This window comes from Streptomyces sp. NPDC029836 (assembly GCF_055574495.1).
This window is the reverse complement of the sequence record NZ_JBVHZI010000003.1, coordinates 1-21,058: the sequence shown is the minus strand read 5'-3', so window position 1 is coordinate 21,058 and position 21,058 is coordinate 1. Positions and strand designations below refer to the sequence as shown.

19 protein-coding genes, 1 pseudogene and 2 riboswitches are annotated in these 21,058 nt (G+C 70.8%); of the genes and pseudogenes, 5 read left to right on the top strand and 15 right to left on the bottom strand.

Annotation, left to right across the window (positions count from 1 at the left end):
* Positions 1-30: 30 nt before the first annotated feature.
* Positions 31-987, bottom strand: a complete 957-nt coding sequence (locus tag ACZ4XJ_RS11005) for an EamA family transporter (protein WP_362879633.1) — start codon at positions 985-987, stop codon at positions 31-33.
* A 171-nt stretch (positions 988-1,158) separates the two neighbouring features.
* Here ACZ4XJ_RS11005 and ACZ4XJ_RS11000 point away from each other — a divergent pair, with 171 nt between their 5' ends.
* Positions 1,159-1,587 (top strand): type II toxin-antitoxin system Rv0910 family toxin, encoded by a 429-nt coding sequence (locus ACZ4XJ_RS11000; RefSeq protein WP_362879634.1) that lies wholly within the window; start codon positions 1,159-1,161, stop codon positions 1,585-1,587.
* Between the two features lie 122 nt (positions 1,588-1,709).
* Here the strand turns inward: ACZ4XJ_RS11000 and ACZ4XJ_RS10995 are convergent.
* A pseudogene (locus tag ACZ4XJ_RS10995) lies at positions 1,710-1,787 on the bottom strand (PadR family transcriptional regulator); the annotation flags it as partial.
* 140 nt (positions 1,788-1,927) lie between these two features.
* Between ACZ4XJ_RS10995 and ACZ4XJ_RS10990 the strand changes: the two are divergent.
* A complete protein-coding gene (locus ACZ4XJ_RS10990; RefSeq protein WP_468495959.1) occupies positions 1,928-2,746 on the top strand; it encodes a PhzF family phenazine biosynthesis protein in 819 nt (272 codons plus the stop codon).
* Positions 2,747-2,774: 28 nt separating this feature from the next.
* Here the strand turns inward: ACZ4XJ_RS10990 and ACZ4XJ_RS10985 are convergent, their stop codons facing one another.
* Together ACZ4XJ_RS10985 and ACZ4XJ_RS10980 are read right to left on the bottom strand one after the other, a co-directional pair.
* Complete coding sequence (locus tag ACZ4XJ_RS10985) at positions 2,775-3,572, bottom strand: CPBP family intramembrane glutamic endopeptidase (RefSeq protein ID WP_362879639.1); 798 nt, start codon at positions 3,570-3,572, stop codon at positions 2,775-2,777.
* A 159-nt stretch (positions 3,573-3,731) separates the two neighbouring features.
* Complete coding sequence (locus ACZ4XJ_RS10980) at positions 3,732-5,267, bottom strand: glutamate-cysteine ligase family protein (RefSeq protein ID WP_362879641.1); 1,536 nt, start codon at positions 5,265-5,267, stop codon at positions 3,732-3,734.
* Between the two features lie 496 nt (positions 5,268-5,763).
* Here ACZ4XJ_RS10980 and ACZ4XJ_RS10975 point away from each other — a divergent pair, with 496 nt between their 5' ends.
* On the top strand, positions 5,764-6,384 hold the full coding sequence (locus ACZ4XJ_RS10975; RefSeq protein WP_468495958.1) for a hypothetical protein: 621 nt from the start codon (positions 5,764-5,766) through the stop codon (positions 6,382-6,384).
* Positions 6,385-6,654: 270 nt separating this feature from the next.
* A complete protein-coding gene (locus ACZ4XJ_RS10970; protein ID WP_007262885.1) occupies positions 6,655-6,843 on the top strand; it encodes a DUF5999 family protein in 189 nt (62 codons plus the stop codon).
* A gap of 112 nt (positions 6,844-6,955) precedes the next feature.
* On the opposite strand, the gene gcvP is transcribed toward ACZ4XJ_RS10970, so the two are convergent.
* Positions 6,956-9,841, bottom strand: coding sequence for an aminomethyl-transferring glycine dehydrogenase (gene gcvP / locus ACZ4XJ_RS10965; RefSeq protein ID WP_468495957.1), 2,886 nt, complete (start codon positions 9,839-9,841; stop codon positions 6,956-6,958).
* A 59-nt stretch (positions 9,842-9,900) separates the two neighbouring features.
* Positions 9,901-10,035, bottom strand: a riboswitch (glycine riboswitch).
* Between the two features lies 1 nt (position 10,036).
* Positions 10,037-10,135, bottom strand: a riboswitch (glycine riboswitch).
* A 114-nt stretch (positions 10,136-10,249) separates the two neighbouring features.
* Here gcvP and ACZ4XJ_RS10960 point away from each other — a divergent pair.
* Positions 10,250-10,645 carry a PRC-barrel domain-containing protein gene (locus tag ACZ4XJ_RS10960; protein ID WP_468495956.1) on the top strand — a complete coding sequence of 132 codons (396 nt, stop codon included), beginning with the start codon at positions 10,250-10,252 and terminating at the stop codon, positions 10,643-10,645.
* Positions 10,646-10,678: 33 nt separating this feature from the next.
* Here ACZ4XJ_RS10960 and ACZ4XJ_RS10955 read toward each other — a convergent pair whose 3' ends face one another.
* From ACZ4XJ_RS10955 to ACZ4XJ_RS10910, 10 genes are all read right to left on the bottom strand, one after another.
* Positions 10,679-12,109, bottom strand: coding sequence for a DNA polymerase IV (locus ACZ4XJ_RS10955; RefSeq protein ID WP_468495955.1), 1,431 nt, complete (start codon positions 12,107-12,109; stop codon positions 10,679-10,681).
* Between the two features lie 155 nt (positions 12,110-12,264).
* Entirely contained in the window at positions 12,265-12,903 is a 639-nt protein-coding gene (locus ACZ4XJ_RS10950; protein WP_362879651.1) for a MerR family transcriptional regulator, read from the bottom strand.
* Positions 12,904-13,119: 216 nt separating this feature from the next.
* Entirely contained in the window at positions 13,120-13,593 is a 474-nt protein-coding gene (locus ACZ4XJ_RS10945) for a bifunctional nuclease family protein (RefSeq protein ID WP_350916703.1), read from the bottom strand.
* A 63-nt stretch (positions 13,594-13,656) separates the two neighbouring features.
* Positions 13,657-14,430, bottom strand: a complete 774-nt coding sequence (gene ftsR, locus ACZ4XJ_RS10940) for a transcriptional regulator FtsR (protein ID WP_362879652.1) — start codon at positions 14,428-14,430, stop codon at positions 13,657-13,659.
* Positions 14,431-14,474: 44 nt separating this feature from the next.
* Positions 14,475-15,419 carry an FHA domain-containing protein gene (locus tag ACZ4XJ_RS10935; protein WP_362879667.1) on the bottom strand — a complete coding sequence of 315 codons (945 nt, stop codon included), beginning with the start codon at positions 15,417-15,419 and terminating at the stop codon, positions 14,475-14,477.
* Between the two features lie 82 nt (positions 15,420-15,501).
* Positions 15,502-16,353 carry a DUF881 domain-containing protein gene (locus tag ACZ4XJ_RS10930; RefSeq protein ID WP_468495954.1) on the bottom strand — a complete coding sequence of 284 codons (852 nt, stop codon included), beginning with the start codon at positions 16,351-16,353 and terminating at the stop codon, positions 15,502-15,504.
* 5 nt (positions 16,354-16,358) lie between these two features.
* Positions 16,359-16,691, bottom strand: coding sequence for a small basic family protein (locus ACZ4XJ_RS10925; RefSeq protein ID WP_281207173.1), 333 nt, complete (start codon positions 16,689-16,691; stop codon positions 16,359-16,361).
* Positions 16,688-17,590 (bottom strand): DUF881 domain-containing protein, encoded by a 903-nt coding sequence (locus ACZ4XJ_RS10920; RefSeq protein ID WP_468495953.1) that lies wholly within the window; start codon positions 17,588-17,590, stop codon positions 16,688-16,690. Before ACZ4XJ_RS10920 ends, ACZ4XJ_RS10925 begins: the two co-directional genes overlap by 4 nt.
* A gap of 102 nt (positions 17,591-17,692) precedes the next feature.
* The gene (locus ACZ4XJ_RS10915; protein ID WP_362879657.1) at positions 17,693-20,191 is read right to left on the bottom strand and encodes a mannose-1-phosphate guanyltransferase; all 2,499 of its coding nucleotides are present in this window, start codon (positions 20,189-20,191) and stop codon (positions 17,693-17,695) included.
* Between the two features lie 103 nt (positions 20,192-20,294).
* Positions 20,295-20,885, bottom strand: coding sequence for a CDP-alcohol phosphatidyltransferase family protein (locus ACZ4XJ_RS10910; protein WP_362879659.1), 591 nt, complete (start codon positions 20,883-20,885; stop codon positions 20,295-20,297).
* Positions 20,886-21,058 lie beyond the last annotated feature (173 nt).

The window sequence follows — 21,058 nt, the reverse complement described above, 5'->3', positions numbered from 1 at the left end:
GCCCGACCGGTTCGGCGGGCCGCCACCGCGTCACACCCGGGTGTGCTCCGGGTCGAGCACGGCGGGATCGACCGCGGCCGGCGGCGTCGGCCGGGCGGACTGCGCGATGAAGGCACCGCTCAGCACCAGCGCCCCGCCGATGATCTGCGGCAGCGAGAGGTGTTCGCCCAGCAGCACCCACGCGAGGACGGTGGCGATGACGGCCTCCAGGCACGCCACCACGCCCGCCACCTGCGGGGACAGCTTGCGCACCGACACCACTCCGGTGACGTACGCGAAGACGGTGGCGACCAGCACCACCCAGCCGAGCAGCGCGTACGCGGGCACCACGAGGTCGTCGAGGGAGGCGTACCCGCTCAGCACCCCCCAGTCCATCCGCCACGGTCGGGCGATCACGGTCATCACCAGGGTCCCGATGATCATTCCGTACGCGATCACGCCCATCGGGTCGGGCACGTCCTCCCCGTCCGCGCCCTGGTCCGCGAAGACGAAGTAGAAGGCCTGGCAGCAGGCGGCGGCGAGACCGAGCAGCACGCCGAGCGGGTCCAGGCTCAGACCGGACCAGATCTCGACCACGCAGGCCAGACCGACGACGGCCACCGCCGCCCCCGCCGCGGCCGCCCGGGTCACGGGCTTGCGCTGGACGAAGCGGATCCAGCCGAGCAGCAGGGCCGGCCCCAGGTACTCCAGGAGCAGGGCCACGCCGACGGGAATCCGGGACAGGGAGGCGAAGTAGAACGCCTGCACACCGGCGACGGCGATCAGCCCGAAGCCGGCGAGCAGCAGCGGCTTGCGCCGGACGAGATCGCGGTGCCGCCAGGCCAGCGGGGACAGCACCAACGCCGCCCCGGCCACCCTGAGCCAGACCACGTGCAGCGGGTCCAGACCCGCCTCGATCAGCGGCTTCGCCGCGACCCCCGAACCACCGAACGCACACGCCGAGACGAGGGCCAGGCCCAGTCCGGCGTTCTTCCCTGACGCTTGCATCGGGCCATCATGGCAGGACCGGTCAGCACCGTCACGACCGTGACGCCTGTTGAGACGCAGCCGAGACCCGGGCACCGGCGAACCTCCGAACCTGACAGGTCGTCAGTATTGAATGTTGGGGTCGCCGGGACTACCTTCCGCCGCACGTACCCGACGAGAAGGGGTGGACGCATGGCTGAAGTCACCGCGGAATCACGCATCGAGGCGCCCGCCGCGCAGCTCTGGGCCCAGCTGACGGACTGGGACGCGTACGACAAGTGGAGCATGACCCACACCAACTTCCCGAAGGGCGGTCCCGAGACCCTCGCGCTCGGCGCCACCTTCGCGGAGAACATGAAGATGATGGGCTTCCCCGCCGAGGTCCTGTGGACCGTCTCGGAGCTGGAGGACGAGCGCCTGTTCGCCATCACCGGCAAGGGCCCCATGGGCGTGGCCGTGCTGACCCGCTACACGCTGACCCCGAACGGCGACGCCACCACGGTCCGCATCGACGGCGAGTTCACGGGCGCCGCCGTGTCCCTGATGGCGGGCAAGCTCAAGGACTCGGCCACCGCGGCGCTGAACGAGTCGCTGCGCAAGCTGGCCGGACTGGTCGTCTGACCCCGGCACGCGGCGACCGCGGCCGGTTCACCCCGTACGCATGACGGCGCGCCCCGCGAGGCTTCTCGCGGGGCGCGCCGCCGTACGTCCACCCGGCGCCCGGGCGAGGTCGGGCCGGCGGTTCAGTGCTCGTCGGCAAGGATCAGGTGGAGCTTCTTGCGGGCGTCGTTGATCACGGCGAGGGCCTTCTCCCGCTGCTCGGGCCGCAACCGACACCGGCGGCCGACGCCGGAGCCACCGGAGCCACCCCGAACCCGTAACCCACCCACCCCCGCGGCCAGGCCAGCCAGCCCGAATTGGCCTTTGTCCGCGCCCCGGGCGCCGCCCTACCGTCGAGGGCATGCGCATCCGAATCGTCGACGCCTTCACCGACCGCCCCTTCCACGGGAACCCCGCAGGAGTCCTGCTCCTCGACGGCCCCTTCCCCCCGGACTCCTGGCTCCAGCAGGTGGCGGCCGAACTGAACCTCTCCGAGACCGCCTTCGCCCACCCCCTGCCGCCCGGCGGGGACGCGGACTGGGCGCTGCGCTGGTTCACCCCGGCCGCCGAGGTCGACATGTGCGGACACGCCACCCTCGCGACCGCCCACGTCCTCGGCTCGGCCGGCCTCGCGCAGGGCCTGATCCGCTTCGCGGCGCGTTGCGGCGTCCTCACCGCCCGGGCCGCCGAGGACGGCTCGATCACCATGGACTTCCCGACGTCCACCCTGACGCCGATCGACCCGGACCCCGAGGTGGCCCGCGCGCTGGGCGCCGGGATCACGTCGGTCCACGACACTTCCGACCACGTCGGCGACCTGCTGGTGGAGCTGGCGGACGAGCGGACCGTACGGGAGCTGACCCCCGACCACGCCGCCCTGCGCGCCCACTCCCGCCGCGGGGTCATTGCCACCGCGGTCGCCGAGGACCCCTCCCTGGGGTACGACTTCGTCTCGCGCGGCTTCTTCCCCGCCGTCGGCATCGACGAGGACCCGGTCACCGGCAGCGCGCACACCGCGCTCGCCCCCTTCTGGGCCGCCCGCCTGGGTCGCACCACGATGACCGGCCGGCAGGGCGGAGCCCGTACGGGTCTGGTCCGCGTCACCCTCGCCGGCGAGCGCACCCTCCTGACCGGGCACGCCGTCACCGTCCTGGACGGCGAGCTGCTCACCGCGCCCTGAGGCCCCTCGGGGCCCGGGTGGGCGCGGCCTACGGGGTGGGCAGCCAGTCCACCTCGCCCGCGAGCAGCGCGTACCCGCCGAAGGCGACGATGTCGAGCAGCGCGTGCGCGACGACGAGCGGCCCCACCCGCCCCCAGCGCCGGTACGCCAGCACGAAGACGACGCCCATTACCATGTTGCCGATGAACCCGCCGATGCCCTGGTAGAGGTGGTACGAGCCGCGCAGCACGGAGCTGGCCAGCAGCGCCGCCATCGGCGACCAGCCCAGCTGGTCGAGCCGGCGCAGCAGGTAGGCCAGCACGATGACCTCCTCCACCACGGAGTTCTGCAGGGCGGAGAGGATCAGTACGGGGAACTTCCACCACACGTCGGGCAGCGCCTCGGGCACGACCGTCAGGTTGAAGCCGGTCGCGCGGGCGGCCAGGTAGAAGGCGAGTCCGGCGCTGCCGATCCCGGCGGCCACGAGCGCCCCCCGGCCCAGGTCCTGCCACGGCCGGGTCCGGTCGAAGCCCAGGACCCGCAGCCCGGGCGCCCCCTCGCGGGTCAGCAGGTGCGCCACCAGCAGGACGGGGACCAGCGCCGACGCGATGCCGAACAGCTGCCAGGCGAGGTCCAGCCAGGGCCGGCCGGGCGCGTACGAGCCGTTGAGCGTGGCGGCCTGGTCCTTCAGGCCGCCCGGCTTGGTCAGCGAACCGATGAAGCTGATCAGCGCCGAGACCCCGCTCGCGCCGAGCGACAGCGCGAGCACGAGCAGCGTCTCGGTGCGCAGGACCCCCCGCCGTCGCCCGTCCTCGCCCAGCTCCACCACCACCGGCTCCGCGCGCACGTCCGACTCCCGTCCCGCCGTCCCGCTGCGAGCCACCCCGCCGCGACGTCCTGTTCCGATCACCCCATACTGCCTCCTCGGTGGCCGGAGGGGATCATCACGGCGGGATCGGGGGGCCGACCGACGGCGCGCGGACCGGCGGACCGGCCCGCGCCCCGCTCAGCGGCCGGCCACCGTCGCGGGGTCCACCTCCCGCTCCGCGATGCCGACGGGCCAGGTGTGCACGGGCTCGCCCCGGTGCATCAGCTCGCTGTAGCGGCGGGTGGTCGCCGCGAGCGCGGCGTCCCGCTCCAGTCCACCGGCGCGGGCCCGGTGGTAGGTGTCCACCTGCCAGGTCGCCCCGTTCACCCGACGCCGGCAGCGTTCCTCGATGATTCCGAGGTAGTGGTCCCGGTCGGCGGCCGCGATCCCCCACGCGTCGAGCCCGGCCGCGGCCATCGGCAGCAGCTCGTCCAGCACCAGCTTCACCGCCGGTACGCTCACCAGTCCCCCGGCCCGCCCCCGCCGCGGCCAGCGCAGCCGGGCGTCGATCCCGTACCGGCAGGCGGCGTCGAAGTTGGCCTCGGCCTCGGTGAACGGCATCCGGGTCCACACCGGGCGCTGTTCGTCGGCGAGGGTGCGCACGAGCCCGTAGTAGAAGGCCGCGTTGGCGACGACGTCGGTGACGGTCGGACCGGCCGGCAGCACCCGGTTCTCCACCCGCAGGTGCGGCACCCCGTCGGCGACCCCGTAGACGGGCCGGTTCCAGCGGTAGACCGTGCCGTTGTGCAGGACCAGTTCCCGCAGGCCCGGCACCCCGCCGTCGGCCAGTACCCGCAGCGGTTCCTCCTCGTCGCAGATCGGCAGCAGCGCCGGGAAGTAGCGCAGGTTCTCGGCGAACAGTTCGTACGCCGAATCCACCCACCGCTCCCCGAACCAGGTCCGCGGCCGCACCCCCTGGGCCTGCAGCTCGGGCGGCCGGGTGTCGGTGGCCTGCGTGAACAGCGGCGGCCGCGACTCGCGCCACAGCTCGCGCCCGAACAGGAAGGGCGAGTTGGCGCCCACCGCGATCTGGACGGCGGTCACCGCCTGCGCCGCGTTCCACACGTCCGCGAACCGCGCCGGAGTCACCTGCAGGTGCAGCTGTACGGAGGTACAGGCGGCCTCCGGCACGATCGACCCGGTGCTCCAGGTCAGCCGCTCCACCCCGTCGATGTCGAGGGTGAAGTCCTCCCCCCGCATCATCAGGATCTGCTCGTTCAGCAGCGAGTAGCGGTCCACCGCCGAGAGGTTGGTGGGCGCCAGGTCCGCGCGGGACAGCGTCGGCAGGATCCCGATCATCACCACCCCCGCGTCGATCTCCGCGGCCTGCCGGTGGGCGTAGTGCAGACCCGCACTCAGTTCCTCCGCGAGCTGGTCGAATACCCGACCTTCGAGGCGGTGCGGAAGTACGTTGACCTCCAGATTGAACAATCCGAGTTCGGTTTGGAAATCGGGGCTGGCTATCCGCTCCAACACCTGGGCATTCATCATTCGCGGCAAACCGTCGGCACCCGCGAGATTCAATTCGATCTCCAGCCCCATCATGTTCTTGGGGCGATCGAACCTCTTCTCCGCCAGAAGCCGCTCCAGTCCCTCCAGGCACTCGTGAAGCTTCCTCCGATACCGATGCCGATCGGACAGGTCGAATCCGCCTGCCACGACCTTCTCCCCCATCGAAGCGTCCCTCCTCGACTGGCCCGGCCTTGTGCCCCCAGGCGCGCATGTACGGTCGATGATGCCCAGGCGCCGTGATCGATAACGCCGATGACCACCCCTCGGACAGGAGCGCGCGCCGGTATGGCCGGATGGGCGCTTCGGCACATTCACCTGGCAAGTCGCCCTCTGCAAATTCCGCGTCGACTTTGCCGGTTCCGGATAACCGACGCTTTCCAGCCGAGCCCCCTTCGGGTAGCCTCCGAGGTCAGCGCGGCAGGTCTGCGCCCAGGCGGCACGAATGGCTCCGCAGCGGGGCCGGTAAGCGACTTGTCGGCAATAGCCGGGACAGCTAGCCGAAACACTGCGTGAACACGCGTCGTATAAACTCCGCTATCGAGGCAGAGAGTTGGCGCGCGGTCATTGCCCCTCAGCCCCCCTCTGGCCCCAGAATGCGACAGCGCCGTCCCGTTCCTTCCCCCGCACCCCAGGTCTCCCAAGTGAGAGGCGACCCACCATGCCGCTGCATGTCCCTCCGGCTCCCGCGCCCGCCCTGCGCAGCGTCCTCGCGGCACTCGGTTCCCCCACCGCCGTCCACGAGGCGCACACCCCGGCCCTGCGCACGGTCCAGGGCCCGCTGACCGCCGAACTGCCCCTTCCGGTGCACGTGATGGACCGGCTGCACACGCCGAACCCCACGGCCGGCGGAAGGCCCCCGCGCACCCGGCTCACCGCGTGGCGGTTCCTGATCCGCAGCGGGGACCGCTTCGTCGCCGCGGCCGACACCCGCCTCACCGCGGACGGCTGGACCTTCTCCCACTTCTTCGAGGGGCCCTACGTCACCGCCACCGAACGGGCCCTGCGCCAGGCCGAGTCGCTGGGGACCGGCTACCAGCCGCGCCTGCTGTCCGTACCGGAGCTGTACATGCTGACCCTGTGGCTGCACGGCGCGGTGGGCGCCGACGCCGCAGCCGGTCTGCCCGCCGCCGCCGACCTGCTGGTTCCGCTCGCCCCGGCGCCTCCCGGCATCGCCGCGTTCCGGCCGCACACCGTGTCCGAACTCCTGCCCGTACTGACGCACCGGCTGACCCGGCAGGCCCCTCCCGTACCGCCCCCCGTAGCCGCGCCGGCGGCCTGACCGCAGCCACCCGGACTGCCCATTCGGCCTAGTCCGTCGGGACCACTCGCGAACCATCCGAAATGACAGGGGAGTTGGCCTGAACCGCCCGCACGGGTGATGCGTCCTCAATCCATGAGGACAGCTGCCGGGAAATACCTGCGAAGCAGCCGTCCTGGGGGAAGACTGAGCCCATCCTCCCCGCAGGTGCGGGGACGACCCAGGGGGACGGCCATGAATCACGCATCGAGCCGTAGCGAACAGACCACAACGCAGCGAAAGAACGCATCCATGTGCCAGCACCAGCCTGCCTGCCCGTCATCAGAGTCCGCCGACCGGGAGGCCGCGCGCCCGGTGGCCAACCACCCGGAGCAGGGCTGGAGCCTGCTGTGCAACGGCGTCCTGCTCTTCGAGGACACCGGTGAACTCCTGCCGGACGGACAGATCATCGCGCCGCACCGCCCGCTCGCGGCAGCCTGAGCGGACCGGATCGAACGGAAGAAGGGGCCGTTCCCGGAGCATGTGCTCCGGGAACGGCCCCCTCAGCGCGTCGGCCCCGCGGGTCCGCGCCCCGTCACGCCGTCATCCGGGATCAGTTGTCGTACTCGTCCAGCGACGGGCAGGAACACACCAGGTTCCGGTCACCGAACGCGCCGTCGATGCGGCGCACCGGCGGCCAGTACTTCTCGGCGGGCGTGACGCCGGCCGGGAAGACGGCCTCGTCCCGGGTGTACGGGTGGTTCCACTCGCCGCCCAGCGACGCGGCGGTGTGCGGGGAGTTGGCGAGCGGGTTGTCGTCGGCCGGCCACTCGCCGCCCGCGACCCGGTCGATCTCGCCGCGGATGGCGATCATCGCGTCGCAGAAGCGGTCGATCTCGGCGAGGTCCTCGGACTCCGTCGGCTCGATCATCAGGGTGCCGGCGACCGGGAAGGACATCGTCGGCGCGTGGAAGCCGTAGTCGATCAGACGCTTGGCGATGTCGTCCACGCTCACGCCCGTCGACTTCGACAGCGGACGCAGGTCGATGATGCACTCGTGCGCGACCAGGTTGCCCGGGCCGGTGTACAGCACCGGGTAGTGCGGTTCCAGACGCTTGGCGATGTAGTTCGCGCCCAGTACCGCCACCTGGGTGGCGCGCTTGAGACCCTCACCACCCATCAGGCGTACGTACGACCAGGAGATCGGCAGGATGCCCGCCGAGCCCCACGGCGCGGCCGAGATCGGGCCGACGCCCGTCTCGGGACCGGCCGTCGGCTGGAGCGGGTGGTTCGGCAGGTACGGAGCCAGGTGCGCCCGGACGCCGACCGGACCCACGCCGGGGCCGCCACCGCCGTGCGGGATGCAGAAGGTCTTGTGCAGGTTCAGGTGCGAGACGTCGCCGCCGAAGTGACCGGGCTTGGCCAGGCCCACCAGGGCGTTCAGGTTGGCGCCGTCGACGTACACCTGGCCACCGGCCTCGTGCACCTGGGCGCAGATGTCGGCGACGTGCTCCTCGAACACACCGTGCGTCGACGGGTAGGTGATCATGAGTACGGCCAGCTCGTCGCGGTACTGCTCGATCTTGGCGCGCAGGTCGGCCGCGTCCACCTCGCCGTCGTCGGCGGTCTTGACGACGACGACCTTCATGCCGGCCATCACGGCGCTCGCCGCGTTGGTGCCGTGCGCGGAGGACGGGATGAGGCAGATGGTGCGCTGCTCGTCGCCGTTGGCCCGGTGGTAGGCGCGGACGGCCAGCAGGCCGGCGAGCTCGCCCTGCGAGCCGGCGTTCGGCTGGATGGAGACCTTGTCGTAGCCGGTCACCTCGCAGAGACGTTCCTCCAGCTCGGTGATGAGCGTGAGGTACCCCTCCGCCTGCTCGACGGGGGCGAACGGGTGCAGCTGGCCGAACTCGGGCCAGGTCACCGGCTCCATCTCGGTCGTCGCGTTGAGCTTCATCGTGCAGGAGCCCAGCGGGATCATGCCGCGGTCCAGCGCGTAGTCCTTGTCCGACAGCTTGCGCAGGTAGCGCAGCATCGCGGTCTCGGAGCGGTGCTGGTGGAACACCGGGTGGGTGAGGACCTCGTCCGAGCGCAGCAGGGCCTCGGGGAGGGTCTCGGCCGTGGTCGCGTCCAGGGCCTCCAGGTCGGCACTGACCCCGAAGGCGCCCCAGACGGCCTCGAGGTCGGCGCGCAGGGTGGTCTCGTCGCAGGCGACGGAGACCAGGTCGGAGTCGACCTGGAACAGGTTGACACCGGCGGCGCGGGCGGCGGCGACGACCTCGGCGGCCTTGCCGGGAACCCGGGCGGTGAGCGTGTCGAAGTACGAGCCGTGCACGATCTCGACCCCGCCGGCCGTCAGGCCCGCGGCGAGCAGGGCGGCGTAGCGGTGGGTGCGGCGGGCGATCGTCCGCAGCCCGTCCGGACCGTGGTAGACGGCGTACATGCCGGCCATGACGGCGAGCAGCACCTGTGCGGTACAGATGTTGCTGGTGGCCTTCTCGCGGCGGATGTGCTGCTCACGGGTCTGCAGCGCCAGCCGGTACGCCCTGTTGCCGTCCGCGTCGACGGAGACTCCGACGAGCCGGCCCGGCAGGGAGCGGGCGTGCTTGGCCTGGACGGCCATGTAGCCGGCGTGGGGTCCGCCGAAGCCCATGGGGACGCCGAAGCGCTGGGTGGTGCCGACGGCGATGTCCGCGCCCAGCTCGCCCGGCGAGGTCAGCAGGGTCAGGGCGAGCAGGTCGGCGGAGACGGTGACGATGGCACCGAGCTCGTGCGCCTGGTCGATGACCGGCTTGATCTCCCGGACGGCGCCGGAGGCACCGGGGTACTGGAGCAGCACGCCGAAGACGCCGCGCTCGGCGATCTCGGCGGGGATGCCGTCCGACAGGTCGGCGACGACGACCTCGACGCCCGTGGGCTCGGCGCGGGTCTCGATCACCGCGATGGTCTGCGGCAGCGCGTCGGCGTCGATCAGGAAGACGCCGCCCTTGACCTTGCCGACCCGGCGGGCCAGGGACATCGCCTCGGCGGCGGCGGTGCCCTCGTCGAGGAGGGAGGCGCCGGAGGTCGGCAGACCGGTCAGGTCGGCGACGACGGTCTGGAAGTTCAGCAGGGCTTCCAGCCGGCCCTGCGAGATCTCCGGCTGGTAGGGCGTGTACGCCGTGTACCAGGCCGGGTTCTCCATGACGTTGCGCAGGATGACCGGCGGGGTGAAGGTGCCGTAGTAGCCGAGGCCGATCATCGGGGACAGGACCTGGTTGCGGTCGGCGAGCGAGCGGAGCTCGGCGAGCACCTCCGCCTCGGTCCGCGCCTCGGGCAGGTTCAGCGCGTCGGCGGTCTTGATCACATCCGGTACCGCGGCGGCGGTGAGCTCGTCCAGGGAGCCGTAGCCCACCTGGGCGAGCATCTTCGCCTGCGCCTCGGCGTCCGGGCCGATGTGGCGCTGCTCGAAGGGGATGCCTCGCTCCAGCTGGGAGAGCGGAATGCGGTTGGCGGTCATGACGGAGGCCTCCTGGTCGTACGACCTGCGAGGGGCACCACGGCGCGGGCACCCGGACGGCCTCCCCCTCTGTCATCTCAACCTGAGAGCTTCACCGGGCCGCGCGGGGATCGCCCACGGGGTCCGGCTTTCACCGTCGGTGAGGAGAGGAGCCGGCACTGCGTCCCGGATCCGCCCCTGCTTTCCAGAGTGGCCTCTTCACGTGCGGTACGTATGCCTGAGAGATTCCGGGGAGGATTTGCTCCTTCGGCGCCTCCGTCGAACTCACTCGGAGGACTCTCCCGCACAGGGTCAACAGCCGTCACCCAGCCTACCAGCGAGGATCTGGACCCTCCCTCGAGTGGCCTCGTCTGCGGATATGCACTTTTGTAGTGATTACGGATGGAGTTGCGACCCTGTGGAGGGACCGTGCAGACCGACATCGATCCGCGCAGCCTGATCGGCCGCAAGGCGTTCGACCGGAACGGCGCCAAGATCGGCACCGTGGACGAGGTCTACCTCGACGACGCCACGGGCGTTCCGGAGTGGGCCGCCGTACGGACCGGCCTCTTCGGCCGGGACGCCTTCGTCCCCCTGGAACCCAGCGAGGTGGTGGACGACACCCTGCGCGTGCCGTTCGAACGCTCCCTCATCAAGGACGCCCCCGATTTCGGGGTGGGCCGCCACCTCTCCCCCGAGCAGGAGCTCCAGCTCTACCACCACTACGGCCTCGACGTGATCCTCCCCTCGGAGTTCCAGCACGCCGCGCCCCCACCCACCAGGAAGCGCCGCCGCGACGCGGGCCGGCCGGCGGGCGGGGGTTAGGACGGACGCGGCCCAAAGGTTGTGCAACACCCTTCAGCCCGGACCCACCAGGGCCGGCGGATCGGACGGCTCCAGTTCGGGGTCGTCCACCCGGAAGGTCCGGGCCCGACCGGGCGGGGACCCGGGCCCCTCGAACCGTACGGTCACCCGACCGACCCCACTGCCCTGGACCCAGCCGGGCCCGTACACCGCGTGCCGTACGTCGCTCCCGGCCGCCCAGTGCCGCACGGGACTCCCCTCCGGGCTCCCGACCGGGGCCACGGCCGCTCCGCCGCCCTCCGGGCCCCCTACGGCCGCTCCTGCCCCGGCGGTCCCGGACGCCGCGTCCGCCCCGTCCGGCACGACGGCCCCGCTCCCGCGCACGACGCCCGGATCCGTGTCCGCCTCGGCGGCGCGCACCTGGGCGAAGAGGTCCTCCTGCGTGTAGTCCGCGAGGCCGGCCACCCCGACCCCGAGGAGCCGTACGCCGCCGGTGGTGTCCACGCCCTCCAGCAGCCGCGCCGCCGCCTCCCGCACCACGGCGGGGTCGTCCGTCGGGCCGCGCAGGGTCTCGGAGCGGGTCAGCGTCGAGAAGTCGTAGCGCCGCACCTTGAGGACGATGGTCCGACCCGAGTGCCCGGAGGCGCGCAGCCGGCCCACGCACCGGTCGGCGAGCCGCCGCACCTCGTTGCGGATCCGTACCCGGTCGTGCAGGTCCACGTCGAAGGTGTCCTCGACCGACACGGACTTCGCGTCCCGCTCCGCGACCACGGGCCGGTCGTCCAGCCCCAGCGCCATCCGGTACAGCCCCGCCCCGTGCGCCTTGCCGACCATCCGGACCAGTTCGTCCTCCCCGGCTTCGGCGAGCTCCCCGACGGTGGTGATCCCGGCCCGGCGCAGGTGCTCCCCGGTGGCCGGCCCCACCCCGGGCAGGGTCCGCACCGACATCGGCGCGAGCAGGTCCCGTTCGGTGCCGGGTTCGATGAGCAGCAGCCCGTCCGGCTTGGCCTCCTCGGAGGCCACCTTGGCGAGCATCTTCGATCCGGCCAGCCCCACCGAGCCGCTGAGCCCCGTGGCGGCCGTGATGTCGGCCCGCAGCCGCTCCCCCACCGCCCGGGCCCCGGCGGCGTCGAAGGCGACCCCGCCCGCCTCCAGGTCCACGAAGGCCTCGTCCAGGCTGAGCGGCTCGACCAGCGGGGACAGCTCCCGCAGCAGGCCCATGACCAGCTCGCTGACCTCGCGGTAGAGACTGAACCGGGGGATCAGGCAGGCCCCGTTCGGGCAGAGCCTGCGGGCCTGGGCCATCGGCATCGCCGAGTGGACGCCGAACCGCCGGGCTTCGTAGGAGGCGGTGGCCACCACACCGCGCGGTCCGAGACCCCCCACGATCACGGCCTTCCCGCGCAGGCTGGGCTTCGACGCCTGCTCCACCGAGGCGTAGAAGGCGTCCATGTCCAGGTGCAGGATGGTCGGGGCGGATCTCACAGCCCGATGCTCCCCTACGGCACTGACACGGCCACTGACATCACCGCGGCGGACGCGACGACGCAGGCACCTCCCCGGCCCTCCACGAGGGTCGAGCCCCCGGAAGAACCGGATCAGCCGGGCCGCATCGCCCGGCTTCGATCAGGCGGCCGCGATCAGACGGCCCGGTTCCGGCGCGCGGCCAGCTCGTCGGCCGGATTCTGGCCGACCAAGGTCTCGCCGGTGTCCACGCGTTCCCCGTGCAGCTGCGACAGGGCGTTCTCCACGTCCCGCCAGACCACGCCCACCGCGATGCCGAAGATGCCCTGCCCGCCCTGGAGCAGGCTCACCACCTGGTCCGGCGAGGTGCACTCGTACACGGTCGCGCCGTCGCTCATCAGCGTCATGCGCTCCAGGTCCTGGAAACCCCGGTCCCGCAGGTGCTGCACGGCGGTGCGGATGCTCTGCAGCGCCACCCCGGTGTCCAGGAAGCGCTTGACGATCTTGAGGACCACCACGTCACGGAAGCTGTACAGCCGCTGCGTGCCGGATCCGTACGCGAGCCGGACGCTCGGCTCCACCAGCCCCGTCCGCGCCCAGTAGTCGAGCTGCCGGTACGTGATGCCGGCCGCCGCGCACGCCGTGGGGCCTCGGTAGCCGACCTCCTCCGGCGCCGGGGCGTCGCTCACCGGCCCGACCGGCGTGGACGCCGGCTGACGGTGCGCGGGCCCGGCCGCGCCGCCGTGCAGCGGGTACGGCCCACCATCACTCCGTGCGGGGGTGCCCCCGGTCGTACCGTCGCCCGTGATCCTCACGCCGACCCTCCGTCCTTGACCTGCCCACCTTGACGGTAGGCAGTGACCAGGGGTGCGTCAACGATCGCCACACTCGGCACGCCGAGTGATAATCACCCTGAGAGTGGTTTCCCGTACCCCATTGCGGGGAAAGGCTACTCGAATGGGCTGAAAGTTCCCGGTGGGCGACGCGGCCGCGTCGCGCGGCGTCCACCCCCGCGACTCCCCTCGTACCCCTCATTGGGGCCCGGTACCGAAGTCCTCCGGTGAGATCTGGTCGAGGAACTCGCGGAACTTCTCCACCTCGTCCTCCTGTTCGTCGGGAATGGCGATTCCGGCGTCGTCGAGCACACCGTCACTGCCGTAGATCGGCGTCCCCGTCCGCAGGGCCAGCGCTATGGCGTCGGAAGGCCGCGCGCTCACCTCGACCCCGCTCGCGAAGACCAGCTCCGCGTAGAAGACGCCCTCGCGCAGATCCGTGATCCGGACCTCGGAGAGTTCCTCACCCACCGCTTCGAGCACGTCCTTGAACAGGTCGTGCGTCAGCGGCCGGGCAGGGGCCATTCCCTGCTGGGCGAAGGCAATGGCGGTAGCCTCCCCAGGACCGATCCAGATGGGGAGGTACCGGTCGCCTCCCACTTCACGTAGGAGCACGATCGGCTGGTTGGAGGGCATTTCCACCCGGACACCCACAACGTCGAGCTCGTTCACACAGCAACCCTAGGACCTGCCCGGCCGGTTTGGGTAGTCGGGGCCCCACGCCGACCAGCGCCGTCAGCGCAACCGGACGCCGAGAGCGGTCTGCACGAGGGCCTCGTGGAGCCGTACGGACAGGCCCGCGAGCTCCTTCAACGTCGCCTCGGCGTGCGCCCTGGTCTGCGGATTGCGGTGCCTGCGCAACGGCGCGACGACCTGCTCCACCAGACCGGCCTCACGGTCCGCGGCCGCCTTCATGGCCCGCAGGTGGCGCGGTTCCAGGCCGAACCGACCGAGATCGGCGATCAACCGGGCGACGGTGACCGTCTCGGCGTCGAACCCACCGCCGGGCGCCTCGGAGATGAGGCCGTACGACTCCCACTCCACGAGCTGGACGTCGTCCACCTCCGCGGCGGCGAGCAACTCGGCCCGCCCCACCCGGGGCACGGTCGGCCGCTCCCGGCCCACCTCGCCGTACAGGGCGGACGGGCTCGCGGGATCCACGGACTCACCGTGGGCGGTGGGACCGGGGATACGGATCGGCTCACCCCGGTCCAGCGCGTCGAGCTGCTCCCGGATGACCTTCAGCGGCAGGTAGTGGTCCCGCTGGAGGCGCAGGATGTGCCCGAGCCGTTCCACGTCGCCGGTGCTGAACTTGCGGTATCCGGAAGGCGTGCGCCGGGGCTCGACAAGCCCCTCGGCCTCCAGGAAGCGGATCTTCGAGATGGTGACTTCGGGAAACTCGTCGCGCAGCGTGGTCAGCACCGTGCCGATGCTCACCAGCCGCCCGGCCTGGCCGACGGCGTTGGCGGTGCCGTTCTTCGGGGCACCGCCGGTGGGGGTACGCAGCATGGAACCTTCCCTGTGGTTCCCCCGGACCGGGTCCGGGGGAAGGGTCAGATGCCCCGCAGGCTCGCGTAGAAGACCAGCCGGTACTTGCCGATCTGCACCTCGTCGCCGTTGTGCAGGGCGACGGAGTCGATCGGCTCGCGGTTCACGTACGTGCCGTTGAGGCTGCCCACGTCGGAGACGGTGAAGCCGCCCTCCTGGCCCCTGCGGAACTCGACATGGCGCCGGGAGACGGTGACGTCGTCCAGGAAGATGTCGCTCTGCGGGTGCCGGCCCGCCGTGGTCAGCTCACCGTCGAGGAGGAAGCGGCTGCCCGAGTTGGGGCCGCGTCGCACGATCAGCAGAGCGGAACCGGGCGGCAGCGCTTCCACCGCGGCCTGGGCCTCGGGAGAGAGCGACGACGACGCGTGCGGCTGTCCCGACACCTCGGCCTCATAGGCCTCGAGGCCCGAGATCGAGATCGTGGACGTGGTCTCCGAGGCACGCTCCGGCGTCAGGCCCGCCCGCAGCGGCGCGCCGCAGTTGGAGCAGAAGCGGCTGGCCGCATCGCTGCGGTGCCCACACCTGCTGCAAACCTGCTCGGCCGACATGGACGGCTCCTCGCGCCGCGGCTGCCCCGCGGAGGCATTGGTGGCATACGGGTCGGGCGCAAACCCTCCACCCGCACTTGAGGTTGATGGTTCACCGAAACCTATGCGTCCGGAACCGGCAGGGTCAACACTCGACGCGCCCTGCGCGCCCGAATTGTCACCCTGGCCGGCCACCTCATCGCGGAAGAGCGGTCGGTCGCCCTGCCCTTCCCCCTCACCGTGCCCCGCACGATGACGCGCGGCACCACTGTCCTCGCGGTTCTTCTTGCCGAACAACTTCTCAAACAACTTCACGGGCGATTCCCCTTGACCGAAACAGACCCGCCCGTGGGGCAGGACGAACTCTGCATGCACACACCTGCCGACCCGGACATTCTCACAACGTCCGTAACCACCAGACAGTTTCCACCACGCACCGCGACTTCGGTGCGGCGACCCCCCGCAGGCAGCCGCCCGCGTGAGCCGGTCCACGCTCCGCCCGACATCACGGCGATGACGACCGAGCGTAGTCAGGCTGCTTCGCAGCCCGCAAGGCATCCACAACGATCTTCGCCGACCGCGTGACGTCGACCGTCGCCTGTTCCTTCTCCAACGTCTGCACCACACCGCCGGGAATGTTGAGCGCCGGCTCCAGATCCTGCGGTCGGCCGATCACCTTGAACTCATAGGGCTGTGTGATCTTCTTACCGTCGATCGCCACACCACCGGCCTCGTCCGAGAAGAACGAGCTCGCCACCACGCGCACACCGTTGATCTGGATCGCCTCGGCCCCGGCCGCCCGCAGCTCCTGCAACGTGTCCAGGAGCTGGTCGGACTGCACCTGACCCTGCGGATCGTTGATGCGCAGGGTGATGCCGGGTCCCTGCGCTGCCACGGTACCGGCCAGGATGCCCAGTTGGCGTTCCTTCTCCACGGTCTGCCGGCGGGCCTCCTCCGCCTGGTTGGAGCTGCTCTCCAGTTCCTTGCGCTGGTCGTCGAGCCGCTGCTTCTCGTCCTCCAGGCGCGTGGTCCGCCCGTCCAGCTCGTCGAGGATCCGTACGAGGTCCTCCTGACGGGCCCCCCGCAGCGGGGCGCTGGCGTCGTTGTTCGACCGTACCTGGATCGCGAGACCCAGGCCCAGGACGAACAGCAGCAGCGCGACGATCAGTTGGGCGCGACTCACGCGCGGCGGCCACAGCCCGGCCGCGAGCCGCTGGCGCCCGGTCTGTTCCCCGGTGGTCCCGGGGCCCCCGGAAGCTCCCGCGGAGGGCTCTGACGCGGCCTGCGCCGCCGGTTCGTCCTTCGGGGGCCGCAGCGGCTCCCCGGGCTCCCCCAGCGGGGTGTTGTCGCTGCTCATCGGCCTCACGCCCGGAAGACGTGCCGGCGGATGGCCGCGGCGTTGGAGAAGATCCGGATGCCGAGGACGACGACCACGCCCGTCGACAGCTGCGCGCCGACACCCAGTTTGTCGCCGAGGAAGACGATCAGCGCGGCCACGACCACGTTCGACAGGAACGACACCACGAAGACCTTGTCGACGAAGATGCCGTCCAGCATCGCGCGCAGGCCGCCGAACACCGCGTCCAGCGCGGCCACCACCGCGATCGGCAGATACGGCTCGACGACGGCCGGCACTTCGGGCCGGACCAGAAGCCCGACCACCACTCCGGCCACCAGGCCCAGTACCGCGATCACGATGCACCCTTCTTCGGCTCTTCCGCCGTGGCTGTACGCACGGTCAGGCTCGACGCGGCCGGCACCTTCACCTCGTCCATCGCGGACAGGGTGTAGCGGATCCCGTAGCTCTCATGCAACACGTGCAGGTACTGGCCGTCCACGGAATCCTGGAAGGTGGTGCCGAGTCGTTTCTTGTCCCCCACCGCGAGGACCTCGTAGGGCGGCACCAGCGGCTTGTTGTCGACCAGTATCGCGTCACCGGCGGCCCTGATCGCCGACAGCGCCGTCAGCCGCTGTCCGTTGATCGAAACGGCCTCCGCGCCCGCCTGCCACAGCCCGTTCACGATGCGCTGCATGTCCCGGTCACGGACCCGGCCGGTGTCGGAGAAGCCCGCGCTCTCGCGCGGGGCCCCGCCGCCGGCCGCCGCGCCCTTCGCGTCGTCGACCACCAGCTTGACGCCGGGGCCGCGCACTTCGGTCGCGCCCGACAGCAGGTCCACGAGCCGGCCCTGGTCCCCGCCGTGCTGCTTGAGCGCCGCGCCCTGCCGGTCGGCGACCTCGGTCCGCAACCGCTCGATGTCGCGCTCCAGCCCGTTCGCCCGGTCGTCGGCGCGCTCCACGCGGTCGATCAGCTCGTGACGCTCCTTGGCCAGCACCGGCGCCGCTATGCGCGCCTGGGCGGCGCCGAGCGTCACGACCATGGCGGCGACGACCAGCCCGGCCGCGAGCCCCAGCTTCGCCTTGAGGGTGCGTGGCAGGCCCGCCGTACCGTCCGCCCGGCTTCGGGCCGCCGCTTCCGCATAGCCCTCGTCGAGGCCGTGGTCCATCACGTGCGTCAGCAGCGACATGGAGGCGTCCGGGCGCGCGGGCTGTGGGGCCGAACTCCGGTTGTTGAGCGGCTGCGACATGCCCCACATCGTCGCATGTCGCCCCCGCTCCCACCGAATGCGGTCGTACGACGGGCCGGGACGGGCAACTGCCCGTCCCGGCCCGTCGTACGCGCTGGTGGGCGCGGGCGCTCAGTGCTGTCCCGCGCCGTCCACGACCTCCGCCCACTCGTCGAGGAGGGCCTGCGCGGACGCGTCGTCGGGGCCTTCCGCCCACAGGTGGGTGACCGCTTCCGCCGGGTCCGGCAGGACGAGCGCCCACCGACCGTCGGCCTCGACCACGCGCACTCCGTCGGTGGTGTCCACCTGACGGTCCCCGGCGACCTCCACGACCCGCCGCATGACGAGCCCCTTGACGGCCCACGGCGTCGGCACGTCCCGCTTGAGGACGTGGGCCCGCGGAATCCGGGCGTCGATCTGGCTCAGCGTGAGCTGCGTCCGCGCCACCAGTCCGATGAGCTGCACGAACGCTGCCGAACCGTCGAAGACGCTGCCGAACTCCGGGACGATGAACCCGCCCCTGCCGTCACCGCCGAAGATGGTGCTCTCGGCCCGACCCACACGGGTCAGGTCGTCGGGCGAGGTCGTCGTCCACTCCACCTGCGTCCCGTGGTAGGCCGCGACCTGCTCGGCGACCCGGGTGGTCGTCACGGGCAGCGCGACCTTGCCGCTGCGCTTCGCCGCGGCGACCAGGTCGAGGAGTACGAGCAGGGCCCGGTCGTCCTCGATGATCCGTCCGCGTTCGTCCACCAGCGAGATCCGCTCGCCCACCGGGTCGAAGCGGACGCCGAACGCCGCCCGCGCCGAGGCCACGATCTCCCCGAGCCGTACCAGTCCGGCGCGCCGGGACTCGGCGGTCTCCGTCGGCCGGGACTCGTCCAGACCGGGATTGATCGTCAGCGCGTCGACCCCGAGCCTGCCCAGCAGGCTGGGCAACACCAGACCGGCACTTCCGTTCGAAGCGTCCACCACGACCTTGAGGCCGGATTCGGCGATGCCCGTGGTGTCGACGCGGCGCAGCAGGGAGCCCGTGTACGAGTCGAACACGCTCGACGGGAACTGCAGGTCGCCGATCTCCCCCGGGAAGGCACGCCGGTACTCCTGGCGTGCGTAGACCCGGTCCAATTTGCGCTGGCCCGCCTGCGAGAGGTCGGCTCCCCGCTCGTCCAGGAACATGATGTCCACGGAGTCCGGCACGCCGGGCGAGGTTCTGATCATGATGCCGCCGGCGGCGCCGCGGGCCGTCTGCTGCCGCGCCACCGGCAGGGGTACGTTCTCCAGGTCGCGCACGTTGATGGCGCTGGCCTGGAGCGCCGAGATCACGGCCCGCTTGAGCGCTCGCGCGCCTCGGGAGTGGTCTCGGGCGGTGGTGACGATCGCACCCTTCTTCAGGGTGGTGGCGTAGGCACCGGCCAGCTTGACGACCAGCTCGGGGGTGATCTCCACGTTCAGGATCCCGGAGACCCCTCGGGCACCGAACAGGTGTGCCTGCCCGCGCGACTCCCAGATCACGGACGTGTTGACGAAGGCACCGGCCTCGATCGTCTTGAACGGGTAGACGCGGACGTTGCCCTGGACGATCGATTCCTCGCCGACGAGGCACTCGTCGCCGATGACGGCTCCGTCCTCGATCCGCGCGGCCCGCATGATGTCGGTGTTCTTGCCGATGACGCAGCCGCGCAGGTTGCTGTGCGGGCCGATGTACACGTTGTCGTGAACGACGGCCTTGTGCAGGAAGGCGCCGCTCTTCACCACGACGTTCGAGCCGATGACCGTGTGTTCCCGGATCTCGACCCCGGCCTCCACCTTGGCGTAGTCCCCGATGTACAGGGGGCCGCGCAGGACGGCGTCGGGGCTGACCTCGGCGCCTTCGGCGATCCACACTCCGGGCGAGATCTCGAAGCCCTCCATGTCGACCTGGACCTTGCCCTCGAGGACGTCGGCCTGCGCCTTGACGTAGCTCTCGTGGGTGCCCACGTCCTCCCAGTAGCCCTCGGCCACGTAGCCGTAGATCGGCCGGCCTTCCTTCATGAGCTGGGGGAAGACGTCACCGGACCAGTCGACCGAGACGTCGGCGTCGACGTAGTCGAAGATCTCGGGTTCCATCACGTAGATGCCGGTGTTGATGGTGTCCGAGAACACCTGGCCCCACGTGGGCTTCTCCAGGAAGCGTTCGACCTTCCCTTCCTCGTCCACGATGGTGATGCCGAATTCCAACGGATTCGGCACCCGGGTCAGGCACACCGTGACCAGTGCGCCCTTCTCCTTGTGGAACCTGATGAGATCGGTGAGGTCGAAGTCGGTGAGCGCGTCGCCGGAGATGACGAGGAAGGTGTCGTCCTTCAACGCCTCCTCGGCGTTCTTCACGCTACCGGCGGTGCCGAGTGGCTTCTCCTCGTTGGCATAGGTGAGCTCCATTCCGAGCTCTTCGCCGTCCCCGAAGTAGTTCTTGACGAGCGACGCCAGGAACTGCACGGTGACGACGGTCTCATTGAGCCCATGCCGTTTGAGCAACCTGAGCACGTGCTCCATGATCGGCCGGTTCGCCACCGGCAGGAGCGGCTTGGGCATGCTTGAGGTCATGGGGCGAAGCCGCGTACCTTCGCCACCGGCCATCACGACGGCCTTCATGTCGGAAGAGTCCTCCTAGAGAGATGACGGTCTGGCCGACCTCACCCGCCCCCGGACGGTGACTCCGCTACTCCTCCGCGTCAGTTACCGGCGCCGAGCGAGCTCAATCGGCCGTGGCATCCGCCTTCACGAGACGACGGACTTGCACCACGTAAAGGATTCCTGCCCACCAATAGAGCGTTGTACCCCATCCTGCGAACGCCCATCCGAAAACGGACCCCGTCCAGGCCAACCAACCGGTCCCGTCACTGAGCAGTAGCAAGGGGAACGCGTACATCAGGTTGAAGGTGGCGGCCTTGCCGAGGAAGTTCACCTGGGGCGGCGGATAGCCGTGTCGACGCAGGATCCACACCATGACCAGCAGCATCGCCTCTCGGGCGAGGAGCGCGGCGGTGAGCCAGAGCGGCAGGATCTCGCGCCAGGTCAGCCCGAAGAGCGTGGTCAGGACGTAGAGCCGGTCCGCGGCGGGGTCCAGCAGCCGGCCCAGTTTGCTGATCTGATTCCAGCGCCGCGCGAGTTTCCCGTCGAGGTAGTCACTGATCCCGCTGAGCATGAGGACCGCGAGGGCCCACCCGTCGTACTCGGCCAGGATCAGCCAGAGGAACAGCGGTACGCCGACGAGGCGAGCCATGCTCAGGATGTTCGGAATGGTGAAAATTCGGTCAGTCTGGACCCGAGTCTCCTGGACCTCCACCCGGGGGCCTCCACTGTGACTGTAGAAAATGTCGAATCGATGCCCCCTGACCCTACAGGAGACCCCGACCCGGCCCGGAACGCAGAAAAGCCCCGCACCGAACCCTGAAGGGCTGGTGCGGGGCTTTCCCACAATGATTGTTCGGCGGCGTCCTACTCTCCCACAGGGTCCCC

Bases quoted from the DNA above. Each gene is read 5' to 3' on its own strand.
- gcvP (WP_468495957.1), bottom strand. From the start codon at position 9,841: ATGACCGCCAACCGCATTCCGCTCTCCCAGCTGGAGCGAGGCATCCCC.
- ACZ4XJ_RS10975 (WP_468495958.1), top strand. From the start codon at position 5,764: ATGCCGCTGCATGTCCCTCCGGCTCCCGCGCCCGCCCTGCGCAGCGTC.
- ACZ4XJ_RS10990 (WP_468495959.1), top strand. From the start codon at position 1,928: ATGCGCATCCGAATCGTCGACGCCTTCACCGACCGCCCCTTCCACGGG.
- ACZ4XJ_RS11000 (WP_362879634.1), top strand. From the start codon at position 1,159: ATGGCTGAAGTCACCGCGGAATCACGCATCGAGGCGCCCGCCGCGCAG.
- ACZ4XJ_RS10920 (WP_468495953.1), bottom strand. From the start codon at position 17,590: ATGTGGGGCATGTCGCAGCCGCTCAACAACCGGAGTTCGGCCCCACAG.
- ACZ4XJ_RS10970 (WP_007262885.1), top strand. From the start codon at position 6,655: ATGTGCCAGCACCAGCCTGCCTGCCCGTCATCAGAGTCCGCCGACCGG.
- ACZ4XJ_RS10915 (WP_362879657.1), bottom strand. From the start codon at position 20,191: ATGAAGGCCGTCGTGATGGCCGGTGGCGAAGGTACGCGGCTTCGCCCC.
- ACZ4XJ_RS11005 (WP_362879633.1), bottom strand. From the start codon at position 987: ATGCAAGCGTCAGGGAAGAACGCCGGACTGGGCCTGGCCCTCGTCTCG.
- ACZ4XJ_RS10980 (WP_362879641.1), bottom strand. From the start codon at position 5,267: ATGGGGGAGAAGGTCGTGGCAGGCGGATTCGACCTGTCCGATCGGCAT.
- ftsR (WP_362879652.1), bottom strand. From the start codon at position 14,430: ATGCTGCGTACCCCCACCGGCGGTGCCCCGAAGAACGGCACCGCCAAC.
- ACZ4XJ_RS10930 (WP_468495954.1), bottom strand. From the start codon at position 16,353: ATGAGCAGCGACAACACCCCGCTGGGGGAGCCCGGGGAGCCGCTGCGG.